This window comes from Pedobacter sp. KACC 23697 (genome assembly GCF_045348445.1).
Lineage (GTDB): Bacteria > Bacteroidota > Bacteroidia > Sphingobacteriales > Sphingobacteriaceae > Pedobacter.
Genome location: NZ_CP157485.1, coordinates 2,124,208 through 2,137,347 on the forward strand (window position 1 = coordinate 2,124,208; position 13,140 = coordinate 2,137,347).

Here is a 13,140-nt window from a genome sequence, read left to right on the forward strand (position 1 = left end):
AATGATTGATACCCACGTACATTTTTGGAATTTCGATCCGGTTAGAGATAACTGGATTAATGGCGATATGCAAATTATCCGCAAAGATTTTGCTCCTGAAAATCTTTTGGATATTTATAGCGAATTAAATATTAGCGGATGTATAGCTGTACAGGCGAGCCAGTCCGAAGAAGAAAACCATTTTCTTCTGAAATTGGCAGCCGAGCACGAAATTATAACAGGTATTGTGGGATGGGTTGATTTGCTTAACCCCCATCTCGATGAGCGTTTAAGCTACTGGCAAAACCATAAAACCATTAAAGGCTGGCGACATGTACTGCAGGCCGAGAACCGTGATTTTATCCTGAATCCTGCTTTTATTACCGGTATTAAACAGTTAAAAAAATACAATTATACTTACGATTTATTGTGCTACTACAATCAATTGGAAGCCATTATACAGCTGGTTGATCAGATTCCTGATCAGCCATTTGTATTAGACCATTGTGGCAAACCAGATGTAAAAAATCAGGATTTGAAGGAGTGGACAGAAAACATTAAAACTTTAGCTGCAAATCCTAAAGTACAATGTAAAGTATCAGGCCTTTTAGCTGAAGCCGATTGGCAAAACTGGACAGAAACTGAATTGTTTAACTGTTTTGATGTAATATTTGAAGCATTTGGCACTGAACGGGTAATGTATGGTAGTGATTGGCCGGTAATGCTGATCAGCAGGCCTTATCAGGATTGGTTTAATCTGGTCAATAAATACACAGAGAGATTTACCAGTGCTGAAAGGAAATTAATTTTCACTGATAATGCGAAGGCTTTTTACAGAGTTTAACAAAACATATTCGCCTCATCTGTTATCCTGCATGAACTGAAAGATCTTTTTGATGTTGCTTTTATTTGCAAAAGATTATTCACTTCGTTCAAAATGACAGATCAGCCCCCCTACACAAACCATATTTTTCTACATGCTCCTTACTAAAATTAAAATAGCGGATAGTGCAGGATGGAGATTATAATGCATTGTGTTAGTTTTAGATTTTTTAACGCCTACGCCCAAGACAATAAATTAAATAATGAGCAAAAAAATTACCTTTCCCTATCACTCTCAATATCCTTCGGTAGCCGATCTAAGACGTAAAGCAAAAAGGAGAATACCAAAATTTGCATTTGATTATTTAGAAGGTGGTTGTAACGAAGGGCTAAATCTGATTCGTAATGAAACAGATTTCGATAATATATACCTAAAACCAAATTATTTACGTGTTGGTGGAGATATCGATATGTCAGTCGAGCTTTTTGGCCGTAAATACAGTGCACCTTTCGGCATCTCTCCCATCGGTTTACAAGGTTTAATGTGGCCCAATGCACCAGAAATTCTGGCCAAAGCGGCAGCCAAACATGATATCCCCTATACACTAAGTACAGTATCTACCAGCAGTATCGAACGCATTGCCGAAGTTTCAGAAGGAAAATCCTGGTTTCAGCTCTATCACCCTACTGAAAACAAACTTAGGGATGATATTTTATCACGTTTAAAAGCAGTTGAATGCCCGGTTTTAGTTGTACTCGTAGATGTTCCTGCCTTTGGGCTTAGGTACAAGGAAATTAAAAGCGGTCTTTCTATACCACCTAAAATGTCTGTTAGCAATATCTTACAGGCATTTGCAAGACCTTTATGGGGCATTAAAACACTACAACATGGCATTCCCTCGTTTGCTACCTTAAAACCATATATGGAAAAAGGCATGGATATGTCGCAGCTGGGACAATTCATGAACAGAACCTTCACAGGAAAAGTTGATATCGAAAAGGTTATGGCCATTCGTGAAATCTGGAAAGGACCATTGGTATTAAAAGGTATAGCCACCGATGAAGATATGCAGGCCGCTATTCAGATCGGTGTTGATGGGGTTATTGTTTCTAATCATGGTGGACGACAGCTAGATGCGGGTGAATCATCAATCAATTCTTTAATTAAACTCGCTGGAAATGACCTGTATAAATCAAAACTGAAGATCATGCTGGATGGAGGAATCCGTTCGGGTGTTGATCTGGCCAGGGCACATGCTGTAGGCTCTGAATTTAATTTTATGGGCCGTCCGTTTATGTATGGTGTTGGCGCACTTGGAAATGAAGGTGGAGATCATACCATCAATATGTTTAAAACCCATTTGTACCAGATTATGCAACAGCTTACGATCGAGAAAATTTCGCAATTTCCTGAAAGGTTGTTGTAATAGTTATCTAATGGTTGGTGTCTCACCAACCAGCTTAAATCGTATTTGTTGGCGCTCAGTCGTTCGGTCAGTGATAATAGGACCATTGCTTCGGTCGTTGAGACACCAACCGATAGAAGAGAGTAAAAAAAAGACCCCGCAGGTTTCGAAACCTGCGGGGTTTGAGTAAAACTTACAGTTAACCAATTTAAACAGTTAACCGATTAACCTTATTTCGAGAACCTATAGGTTGTACTCGTTTTATAGGTTTCACCCGGTTTAAGCACGGTTGAAGCAAAATTAGGATGGTTCGGTGCATCAGGGAAATGTTGTGTTTCCAAACAAAAAGCCGAACGATGCGGGTACGATTTACCACCTTTACCATCTTTATCAGCACCCGTTAAGAAATTACCGCTGTAAAACTGTAAGCCAGGCTCGGTAGTAATAACCGATAAAATAATCCCTGTTTTGCTACTTTTAACTACAGCAACCGGTGTTTTGCCATCATGGTGGGTTAAGGCAAAGTTATGGTCGTAACCTTTACCAAATTTTAACTGCTCGTCGTTATCACCAATCTGTTTGCCAATCAATTTTGCTTTGTTAAAATCGAAAGCAGTACCTGCAACAGCTTGTAATTTTCCGGTTGGAATCAAAGTCGAATCAACCGGTGTATAAGTACCGGCATCGATCATCAGTTCGTGATCTAAAATGGTACTGTCGCCTTCGCCGTTTAAGTTAAAATAAGCGTGGTTGGTTAAATTTACAATGGTTGTTTTATCTGTAGTGGCCCCATAATCAATTTGCAGCGCATTGTCGTCAGTTAAAGTATAAGTTACCTTTACATCCAGTTTGCCAGGATAACCAGCTTCACCATCATTAGAAACATAACTCAACTCAAGTTTTGTACTATCCAGTTGTTTGGCATCCCACACTTTGCCAAAGAAGCCATCAGTACCGCCATGTAAGGTGTTAACCCCATCATTAAGCTGTAACTGGTATTCTTTTCCGTCTAAAGTAAATTTACCTTTGCCAATGCGGTTTCCGTAGCGGCCAATCAGGGCACCAAAAAATGGCTCCCCTTTTTTACGGTAAGCGCCTAGGCTATCATAGCCCAGCACAACATCGGTAAGTTTGTTGTTTTTATCAGGTACCAGCAATGAAACTACCCTTCCACCGTAATTGGTAATCGATACCGAAGCACCTTGTTTATTTTTTAACGTATAAAGTTTAACCGCTTTACCGTCAATGGTGGCACTGTATTTTAACGAATCTTGCTGCGTGCTGCTTGTTGCACCTTTATCAGTTTTAGGGTTACATGCACTAAAAGCAAGGGCTAAGCATAAGGTAGCCAATGGTAATGCCTTAAGAAATGGTTTTTTCATCAGTTATTATTTTTAAGTTGATGAAGCGATCGTGGTTTTTACCTAGCAAAACTCCTGATGCTTGCATATAGATTTATTTTTGGTTACAGCTAAAGTAGTAAAAAATAATTAACGTCAGGTTAACGATTATCATATTATTTCTGTTAATATTGATCATCATTCCGTACATCAGAAAAAATCACATAATTTAGCAGGAATATGCGCGATTTAAATTTCAGACCTAAGGCTTTCCTCTTCGATTTAAACGGAACCATGATCAACGATATGGAGCATCATACCCTTGCCTGGTACAGTATCATGACCGAAGATTTAGGTGCAGACCTGAATTACGCAAGTGTAAAAAAAGAAATGTACGGTAAAAACCACGAAGTGCTGGAACGCATTTTCGGTAAGCATAAATTTAGTCCTGAAGAAATAGAACGCCTTTCAGTAGATAAAGAAAAGCGATACCAGGCACTTTATTTACCGCATTTGGCTTTAATTGCTGGTTTAGACAACTTTTTGGAACGTGCGAAGGCTGCACATATCCCGATGGCCATTGGCTCGGCTGCAATTCCTTTCAATATTGATTTTGTAGTAGATGGCTTAAATATCCGCCATTACCTGGATGCGATTGTTAGTGCAGACGATGTGCAAACAAGCAAACCCGATCCTGAAACCTTTCTAAAAGCTGCAGCGGCATTGAATGTTTCACCCGCTGGTTGCCTGGTTTTTGAAGATGCGCCTAAAGGCGTAGAATCTGCCTTGAATGCAGGTATGCAATGCCTTGTATTAACCACCACACACACCGCCGAAGAATTTGACGGTTATCCAAATATTTTGGGCTATATTAACGATTACAACGATACTAAATTAAATCTGCTTTTTTAAACATGGGAAAATATTTAAATCAAAAACCTGTATTGGTTGCTGTTGACTGTATTATTTTTGGTTATGATGGCGAACAACTGAAACTTTTGGTCATTAAAAGGGCTATTGAACCTATAAAAGATCAATGGAGTTTGATGGGTGGCTTTATCGGCGAAAACGAAAATCTGGACGGTGCAGCCAAGAGGATCCTCCTGGAGCTTACCGGCCTGCATGATGTATATTTAGAACAGTTGCACGCTTACGGTAGTCCTGACCGCGATCCGATTGAACGTACGGTATCGGTAGTATATTTTGCCCTGATCGATATTAATAAATACAGTAAACAGATTAACGATCAATACCATGCAGAATGGTTTAAGGTTAAAGAAGTACCAGAACTGATTTTCGACCATAACGTGATGGTTAAAGCTGCGATGGACAAAATCCGCTACCAGGCCGCCCTCCACCCTGTTTTGTTTGAGTTATTGCCAAAACGTTTTACCATACCGCAATTGCAGGCTTTATACGAACAGGTGTACGATGCACCAATTGATAACCGAAACTTTATCCGTAAAATTACGGCCAGTGGTTTGCTCATCAAACAAAACGAGAAAGATAAATCGAGCTCCAGACGCGGTGCTTTTTACTTTAAGCTCGATAAAAATAAACATAAAGCGCAGTTTCAGTCATTTTTGAACTTTATACCCAAAGGAGCTAAATAAGAAATTTGTGTTTTATTAGTTTTCGTTTGCCTGTCTTTTAAGTTTATTTAAAAAAAATAAAAAATATTTTCAGGCTTAGCGATTTTAAAATCAAGGGATTATCAACAGACAACTTAATTTTAACGATAAAGGGCAAAAACATTTTATAAAAACATTTGCAAAGCAAGGATTAATCTCTATATTTGCACCTCCTTAATCAAAAGGAAAAATGATTCCGTAGCTCAGCTGGTAGAGCATTACACTTTTAATGTAGTGGTCCTGGGTTCGAATCCCAGCGGGATCACAGAGGATAGTATCAAATACTACGTAAAAGCTTGCAAATCATATGATTGCAAGCTTTTTTTTGTTTTACCGGAAAATCAAAAATAGTTTAATCTGCCCCCGAAACAGTATAAATTTTGTTCAAACTGGATATCCACTTATTTATCATCTTCATTTCTGAAAATTGAAGATATGAATTTGATTTAATGTCGGAACATACATAAAGACCAGGTATTCTTGACGCGCGGTTTAATATTTTATAGCAGAAAAATAAGTCCATAAAATAAATAGAATCTGTAATGGTATCCTAAACCAAAGATATCCTACCCCATTGCCATCAAATGTCGCTTTCTGATAATCGATGTGCTTTAAAGAAGCATAGATATTGAAAGGGAGCACCAACAATAAAAAACCAATAATCAACCAACCAACCGATATCCGGTAGTCGGGAAAGAAAAGCGCGACAGCAAACAGCATCTCTAAAACCCCTGTCAGATAAACAAGTTCTGCTTTATAAGGTATAAAAACAGGTATCATTAAAGACATCCCTTTATTGAATGCGAAATGACCAATTGCCGAAAACAGCAGCATTGCGGATAGGGAAATTCTTCCCGATAACGCAAAGTGATAATTTCCAAATGCAACTTTGGCAATTATAATTGATAGAAAAAATACAGTAACAAGAACAAGTAATGGTTTCATTTTCTTTTTTTCTACAAAGATGCATGTAGAACGAAAACGAAACAATGAACCCAGGTTAAGAAATACGCCTTCGTATCCTGCTCAACGCTTGTGGAGTAATTCCGATGTAAGAACAGATATATTTTAATGGTATATATCTGATGAGGTTTGGGCGCTCTTCGAACAATTTTAAATATCGCTGTTCAGCAGTATCACTTAGCAATGATAATTCCCGTTTAGATTTTAATAAAAATAAACGTTCGCTGAACACTCTCCCAATTACATTGCCCATGCTCGTCGTCTTGTAAATTATCTGCAAATCATCATAGGTAAGGCGCCATAACGTCGTATCTGTAAGTGCTTCAATTGAGTAGTCAGAGTCTGTTCTGGTCAGGAAGGAATCGTATCCGCTTGTAAATTCCCCTTCAAAACTGAAACCAAAGGTTAAATCATTATCAATTCCAGGCACGTAAAAACGAATCATGCCCCGATCAATAAACGAAAGATAATTTTCTTTTTGCCCTTCCTTCAATATCAAACTGCCTTTTGAAAATTCCTGTCTTGTTAGATTGGCACAAAAGGATTGCCAGTCATCATCAGTCAATGGACAGATTTCTTCAAATTGTTTTCTAATATGTTCCATACAAACAAAAAATATTTTTGGTATAATCCTAATAAGCTGGTGACATGCGGCACCTTATGAAATCCTTGTTTGTAAAATTGCAATATAATAAATAGTTGAAAGCATTAATCATGTATCTAAGTGAAACAATTCTTCCCTACTATTCCTGAAATTAATCAAGCTGCAATCCCTTTGCAAAAATTTTAATAAAACATCCTAAAGGACTTGATATCACTTTTATTATTAATCAATATTACCTATCGCAAAAGTACCGAAAACCTAATATAGAAACCTACTGACCAATGAAATACTAGCTAAATATGGTCTGTAAAGGGATAAAATAGATGAATTCAATCCCAATTATTTGATCGATTTTGGGCAAAAGTTTAAACGGGCTCACTATAAAAAATTTTATATAATTCATTTAGCAAATTATTACTTTGCGCGAATGATTATACTACAGCCAACTTTCTTTGATATATTCTTGGTAAAGAAGAATATTATTAATTTAAGTTGAAAAAATATACGCTAAATTATTGCATGTATGCCAATGAAATCTATAAAAATGCTTTTTATTCTGCTTCTTAATTCTTTCATCAGTTTACTTCATGCCCATGATGCCAAATTTAGTGTTGTTGACCTAAGAACAGAATATGCAACCAATCCTTTAGGTATCGATGTAAGTAAACCCCGCTTTAGCTGGAGAATGGAAACTAAAGAAAAAAACTACAGACAGTCTGCTTACCTCATTGAAGTCAGTTCAGAAAAAGGAAATGCTGTTTGGAAATCCGGAATCATCAAAAGCGGCAATTCGATCAATATAGACTATAAAGGCATTCCACTGCAATCCCGTACCCGTTACCATTGGCGTGTAATCGTATGGGATCAAAATAAAATTAGCAGCACAGCAAAATCCTGGTTCGAAACAGGTTTAATGAACCCTAAAATTTCTGCCTGGAACAATGCCAAATGGATTGGCGGCGGTAGTGACGACCTGGTACTTTATCCGCAATATTTACCTGTTTTTAAGTTAAGTTGTACCATACAGCTCGATCAGTTATCAAATACAATGCATGCCGGGTTGATTTTTGGTGCGAATGACCAGCGCTTAATGGACAGAAACAAAAATCAATTTAATCTGAACTCAGATAAAGATAGTTCATATATAAAGCTGGAACTTGATATATCGGCACTTCAACAGGAAAATTCAGCAGTCATTCATGTATTCCGGGCAGGCTACAAACCGGGAGAAAGAACTGTCCAACCTTTGCATACTTTTAAAATACCATTATCGCTAATCAATTCAACAAATGCCTACCAACCGCACAGGCTATACATCTCTTCAGTTTTAGGCGCATCAAAAATTTATTTAGATGGCGAAAAGGAAGAGCACCTCATCGGTCAAATTGGATTAAATCCTTTAGGACAGGGTGGCGACTTTATCAGTTATCCCGTAGTGGCTGACATTGGATTTGCAGTACGTGAAAACGAAACGGCTCAGTTCTCTAACTTACAGATAAGTAATTACAGAAGCCCTTCAAACACGCTTTATAAAGGCTACGAAAAGCCATTTATGCTAAAAAGTAGCGGAAAGCCAACTTTTCATGTTATAAATCCCGCTAAAAACTCAATGCCTATGTTTAGGTCAACATTCATGCTTCAATCGGGCAAGATTGCAAAAGCTCGTTTATACATCACTTCGCGGGGTATTTATGATGCATACATCAATGGAAAACGTATCGGGGAAGATTATTTTAATCCTGGATTAACACAATATACCAAAAGTCAGATGTATCAAACCTTTGATGTAACTAAACTGATGATTTCTGGCAAGAATGCTATAGGTGTTATTCTTGGCGAAGGATGGTGGAGCGGCGGAAGCACCTATATGGGTGATTTCTGGAATTTCTTTGGAGACCGACAATCGTTTTTGTCAAAATTGGTGATTACTTATGCCAATGGCCATGAAAAAATAATAGTTAGTCAACCAAAAACCTGGAAATGCTTTACCAAAGGACCTTGGATATACGGAAGTATGTTTCAGGGCGAAGTATATGATGCAACAAAAGAAAAACTGATTCTAAATTGGAGTAGTTCCTCCTACCTGGATACCGCCTGGAATAATGTAGAAGAAGTACCACTCAAAAACACAATCAGCCTGGATGCTAAAAACAGGATGAATGGCATGCCTGATGTTGATGATTATCAGGAGCTTTCTATTATAAGCCAGCTGGGGGAAACAGTTCGGAAGGTAAATCGTCTAAGGGCAAAATCAATGGAAGAAGTAAGACCAGGGGTATTTGTTTATGATATGGGGCAAAATTTGGCAGGTGTACCGCATATACAATTACATGGAATTACATCAGGAACAACCATTAAGCTACGTTATGCCGAAGTAAAGTATCCGGATGCAAAGCAATATGAAAAACATGCCGGCATGATTATGTTGGAAAACATAAGGGCAGCAATGGCACAAGACATCTACATTACCCATGGCGGTGAGGAAACAATTGCGCCCAGATTTACCTATCACGGATTTAGATACATCGAAATCACCGGAATAAAAAAGCCTTTAGCCTTATCAGATGTATGTGCTGATGTATTAAGTTCCGTACATCAAATTAATTCCTCCTTTGAAACTTCCAATCCACTGGTGAACCGATTGTGGCAAAATATAAAATGGTCTATGATGGCCAATTTTATGTCTATACCAACAGATTGTCCGCAACGAAATGAACGCCTGGGTTGGAGCGGAGACATCTCGGTTTTTAGCCGTACGGCAACTTATTTGTCAAATATGCCTCAGTTTTTTAGAAAACATATGCTAGCCATGAGAGATGTACAACGTGCCGACGGAAGATTTGCTGATGTTGCACCCTTGGGTGGTGGATTTGGCGACGTACTTTGGGGCAGCGCAGGTATTACGGTTGCATGGGAAAGTTATCAGCAATATGCAGATAAAAGCATGATAGAAGAACACTACCCTGCCATGAAAAATTATGTTGATTTCCTGCTTCAACAGATTGATTCTAAAAGTAATGTTTTAGAGGAGAAGAATAGAAATAATTGGTCTAGCCTTGGCGATTGGCTAAGTCCACAGTACGACCAGACCGAAAAAACTTTATTATGGGAAGCCTATCTAATTTATGATCTTGATAAACTTACCAGAATGGCTACCGTGCTACAGAAATACAATGATGCAGCCAGGCTCCAACAACTATATAATGATCGAAAGTCCCATTTTAATAAAACTTATGTAGAAGTTGGGACAGGCATTACCCGGTTTAACGGAAAAAAAATAGATACCCAAAGTTCTTATGCCGTTCCTTTAGCCTTAGGAATTATTGATGAGGACAAAAAAGAACTTTTGGCGCGAAACCTGAATAACACGGTAACCAGGAAAAATATTGGCGATGATGGTAAAATTTATCCTGAATATTCATTGATGACAGGGTTTATTGGTACAGCCTGGATTTTAAAGGCTCTTTCCGAGGGTGGAAACAATGGAAGTGCTTATCTGCAGCTGCAACAAACAGCTTACCCATCCTGGCTTTATCCGGTTAACCAGGGAGCAACCACGATATGGGAACGCTTAAACTCGTATACGCATGATCAGGGATTTGGAGGAAATAACAACATGAACTCCTTCAATCATTACTCATTTGGTGCGGTTGGTGCGTGGATGTACGAAAATGTTTTGGGCATACAACGTGATGAAAACAATCCCGGCTTTAAACATTTTATTGTCGCCCCAAAACCAGATCCTTCCGGAAAAATGAAATCTGCGAAAGGACACTACGAATCTTTATATGGACAAATTGCAGTTAGCTGGTCAATTGCGAATGACAGGTGCAACTATTCCATCCAGATACCACCTAACACTACAGCATCAGTTTTTATCATCGCCACTACAGCAGATCAATTTTCTAGTGATCCGGAAGATTCGCCAAATGAGATCATGAAATATTTTATTAAAAAGACCAACAATTGTTTACAATTTGAATTGCCGTCCGGAAACTACAGTTTTACTACAATCAAGAAGCATTAATAAAAATGAAAAAGCATCAGATTACGTTAGGCATGACTAATTTTAAACTAAAACCATGTATCTGTTATATTTCAATTTGTTTCTTATTTTTTATTAAAGTTCAATCCTCTTTTGCTCAGGATAAATCAATGGTCGGCTATTGGATTTCTCCTGCGTTAAAGGAGGTAAATAAAGCTAATCGCTGGATAGCTTTTCGGCGGGACTTAATCCTTAAAGAAAAACCCGAACAAGCATTGACCACCATAGCCGCAGATACCAAATATTGGCTTTGGATCAATGGTAAACTAATCATATTTGAAGGAGGGCTAAAACGCGGACCTAACCCAAAGGATACTTATGCAGATAAGGTTAATCTTGCTCCGTATTTAAAAAAGGGTAAAAATAAGATTGCCATTTTACTTTGGTATTTTGGTAAAGATGGCTTTTCGCACATTGGCAGTGGCCTCGCTGGTCTTTATTTTAAGATGAATGTGGGAAATACCATGCTCAATAGCGACATGAACTGGTCTTGCCGTATCCATCCGGCTTATGGCGATACGGAAGCTCCATTTCCGAACTACCGGCTGCCAGAATCAAATATCCGTTTTGATGCCAGAAAAGATATGACCAATTGGCAAACCATGCCAATAACTGCACTTGCAGATTTTAGCCATGCGGTACCCATTGGCCAGCCGGGTGGCGCCCCCTGGAATAAACTGGTAGAGCGCCCCATCCCCCAATGGAAAGACTTTGGGATTAGGGCTGCCAAATTTTATCGCCTCAGAGGTAATCTTACAGATACGATCATCGCAAAGCTGCCGTATAATATGCAGCTTACCCCCATTATTTCAGTAAAGGATGATATTGGAGGACGGCTGATCAAAATCAATACCGACCATAGTAAATCTGGTGGAACCGACAACCTGAGAGCAGAATATATCACGAAAAAAGGTATCCAGGAATATGAATCTTACGGTTGGTTAAATGGAGAAAAAATAATACTTGTTGTGCCTAAAGCTGTTAAAGTAACAGCTATTAAATATCGTGAGACTGGTTATAATGCCGAACCTAGTGGTGCTTTTACCAGTAGTGATGAGTTCTATAACCGATTTTGGAAAAAGGCACAGCGCACTTTATATGTTAACATGCGTGATAACTATTTTGATTGCCCTGACAGGGAACGGGCACAATGGTGGGGAGATGCGGTACTGCTCATGGGCGAAAGTTTTTACACCTATTCTATTTCCACACATGCTTTAATGCGGAAAGCAATAAGTGAACTCGCAGCCTGGCAACGCCCCTCAGGAGAATTATTTGCGCCGGTTCCCGGCAACTTTAATCAGGAACTTCCCGATCAGATGCTGACAAGTATTGGCTATTATGGTTTTTGGAACTACTATATCAATACCGGCGACCGTAAAACGATTGAAGCAGTATATCCAGCCATAAAAAGATACCTGGCTTTATGGAAAACGGACAATAACGGCCTTACTTTATTGCGGAAAGGCGATTGGCTCTGGGGCGACTGGGGCGATAACATTGATGTGAAGCTTATCATGGCGGGCTGGCATTATCTTGCTTTAGATGGCGCTTCGAGAATGGCGGATATGCTTGGATATGCTAAAGATGCTGCAATGTACCGCCAAACGATGAATAATGTAAAAATTGGTTATAACAAATGCTGGGACGGACATGCATATCGTCATCCTTCATACACAAAACAAACGGATGACAGGGTACAGGCCCTGGCTGTCATTTCCGGAATTGCTGATTCGTCAAAATACAGGGATATTTCTCAGCTACTGCATACGCAGATGCATGCAAGCCCTTATATGGAAAAATATGTGATGGAAGCCCTTTTTAAGATGGGAGCAGGAAAGTATGCCATGGAGAGAACCAAGCAGCGATTCGCCGAGATGGTTAACAATCCATATTACACTACGTTATTCGAAGGTTGGGGTATCGGTGAAAATGGATTTGGAGGCGGTACCACCAATCATGCCTGGAGTGGTGGTGCCCAAATCGTGATCGCACAATACCTGTTTGGAATCAGACCGCTGGAAGCTGGATACAAAACTTTTCTGATTGAGCCCGACCCTGCAAATCTTCGCACAGGAACCCTTAACGTACCAACCGTAAAAGGAATGATAAACACCTCATTCGAAAATAATATGAATGGGTTTAAGTTGCAGGTTACTGTTCCACCGGCCACAACAGCAATTGTACGCCTGCCTGCAGGCGCAAAGGTCTTTGTAAATAAAAACCTGCCCGAAACAAAAGAATTGGAAGTAGCAGGACTAACAAAGAAAACGAATACAATAACCTTCAAGCTTAGCCCCGGGAAATATAAAATTAAAAGACAACAGCCTTTGTAGGGATGATTAAAATT

At 39.0% G+C, this 13,140-nt stretch carries 9 protein-coding genes and 1 tRNA gene; 7 read left to right on the plus strand and 3 right to left on the minus strand.

From position 1 onward, the window contains the following. The first annotated feature begins 1 nt into the window (after position 1). Both ABEG20_RS08235 and ABEG20_RS08240 read left to right on the plus strand, forming a co-directional pair. On the plus strand, positions 2–823 hold the full coding sequence (locus ABEG20_RS08235; RefSeq protein WP_406826894.1) for an amidohydrolase family protein: 822 nt from the start codon (positions 2–4) through the stop codon (positions 821–823). A gap of 241 nt (positions 824–1,064) precedes the next feature. After that, the gene (locus tag ABEG20_RS08240; protein WP_406826895.1) at positions 1,065–2,228 is read left to right on the plus strand and encodes an alpha-hydroxy-acid oxidizing protein; all 1,164 of its coding nucleotides are present in this window, start codon (positions 1,065–1,067) and stop codon (positions 2,226–2,228) included. 209 nt (positions 2,229–2,437) lie between these two features. Here the strand turns inward: ABEG20_RS08240 and ABEG20_RS08245 are convergent, their stop codons facing one another. Next, positions 2,438–3,589, minus strand: a complete 1,152-nt coding sequence (locus ABEG20_RS08245) for an aldose epimerase family protein (protein WP_406826896.1) — start codon at positions 3,587–3,589, stop codon at positions 2,438–2,440. Between the two features lie 198 nt (positions 3,590–3,787). Between ABEG20_RS08245 and ABEG20_RS08250 the strand changes: the two genes are divergently transcribed. From ABEG20_RS08250 to ABEG20_RS08260, 3 genes are all read left to right on the plus strand, one after another. Then, positions 3,788–4,459: an HAD family hydrolase gene (locus ABEG20_RS08250; RefSeq protein ID WP_406826897.1), complete on the plus strand. Its 672-nt coding sequence runs from the start codon at positions 3,788–3,790 to the stop codon at positions 4,457–4,459. 2 nt (positions 4,460–4,461) lie between these two features. Continuing rightward, positions 4,462–5,160 (plus strand): NrtR DNA-binding winged helix domain-containing protein, encoded by a 699-nt coding sequence (locus tag ABEG20_RS08255; RefSeq protein ID WP_265848869.1) that lies wholly within the window; start codon positions 4,462–4,464, stop codon positions 5,158–5,160. A 210-nt stretch (positions 5,161–5,370) separates the two neighbouring features. After that, positions 5,371–5,443 (plus strand) — tRNA-Lys (locus ABEG20_RS08260). A gap of 227 nt (positions 5,444–5,670) precedes the next feature. On the opposite strand, the gene ABEG20_RS08265 is transcribed toward ABEG20_RS08260, so the two are convergent. After that, positions 5,671–6,123 carry a hypothetical protein gene (locus ABEG20_RS08265; protein ID WP_406826898.1) on the minus strand — a complete coding sequence of 151 codons (453 nt, stop codon included), beginning with the start codon at positions 6,121–6,123 and terminating at the stop codon, positions 5,671–5,673. 55 nt (positions 6,124–6,178) lie between these two features. After that, positions 6,179–6,745 carry a Crp/Fnr family transcriptional regulator gene (locus tag ABEG20_RS08270; RefSeq protein ID WP_406826899.1) on the minus strand — a complete coding sequence of 189 codons (567 nt, stop codon included), beginning with the start codon at positions 6,743–6,745 and terminating at the stop codon, positions 6,179–6,181. 529 nt (positions 6,746–7,274) lie between these two features. Between ABEG20_RS08270 and ABEG20_RS08275 the strand changes: the two genes are divergently transcribed. Beyond that, positions 7,275–10,772 (plus strand): family 78 glycoside hydrolase catalytic domain, encoded by a 3,498-nt coding sequence (locus ABEG20_RS08275; RefSeq protein ID WP_406826900.1) that lies wholly within the window; start codon positions 7,275–7,277, stop codon positions 10,770–10,772. Positions 10,773–10,777: 5 nt separating this feature from the next. Then, entirely contained in the window at positions 10,778–13,126 is a 2,349-nt protein-coding gene (locus tag ABEG20_RS08280; RefSeq protein ID WP_406826901.1) for an alpha-L-rhamnosidase C-terminal domain-containing protein, read from the plus strand. The last annotated feature ends 14 nt before the right edge of the window (positions 13,127–13,140 follow it).

Excerpts from the sequence above, each read along its gene's own strand:
- ABEG20_RS08265 (WP_406826898.1), bottom strand. The coding sequence starts at position 6,123 with ATGAAACCATTACTTGTTCTTGTTACTGTATTTTTTCTATCAATTATA.
- ABEG20_RS08270 (WP_406826899.1), bottom strand. The coding sequence starts at position 6,745 with ATGGAACATATTAGAAAACAATTTGAAGAAATCTGTCCATTGACTGAT.
- ABEG20_RS08245 (WP_406826896.1), bottom strand. The coding sequence starts at position 3,589 with ATGAAAAAACCATTTCTTAAGGCATTACCATTGGCTACCTTATGCTTA.
- ABEG20_RS08280 (WP_406826901.1), top strand. The coding sequence starts at position 10,778 with ATGAAAAAGCATCAGATTACGTTAGGCATGACTAATTTTAAACTAAAA.
- ABEG20_RS08250 (WP_406826897.1), top strand. The coding sequence starts at position 3,788 with ATGCGCGATTTAAATTTCAGACCTAAGGCTTTCCTCTTCGATTTAAAC.
- ABEG20_RS08235 (WP_406826894.1), top strand. The coding sequence starts at position 2 with ATGATTGATACCCACGTACATTTTTGGAATTTCGATCCGGTTAGAGAT.
- ABEG20_RS08275 (WP_406826900.1), top strand. The coding sequence starts at position 7,275 with ATGAAATCTATAAAAATGCTTTTTATTCTGCTTCTTAATTCTTTCATC.
- ABEG20_RS08255 (WP_265848869.1), top strand. The coding sequence starts at position 4,462 with ATGGGAAAATATTTAAATCAAAAACCTGTATTGGTTGCTGTTGACTGT.
- ABEG20_RS08240 (WP_406826895.1), top strand. The coding sequence starts at position 1,065 with ATGAGCAAAAAAATTACCTTTCCCTATCACTCTCAATATCCTTCGGTA.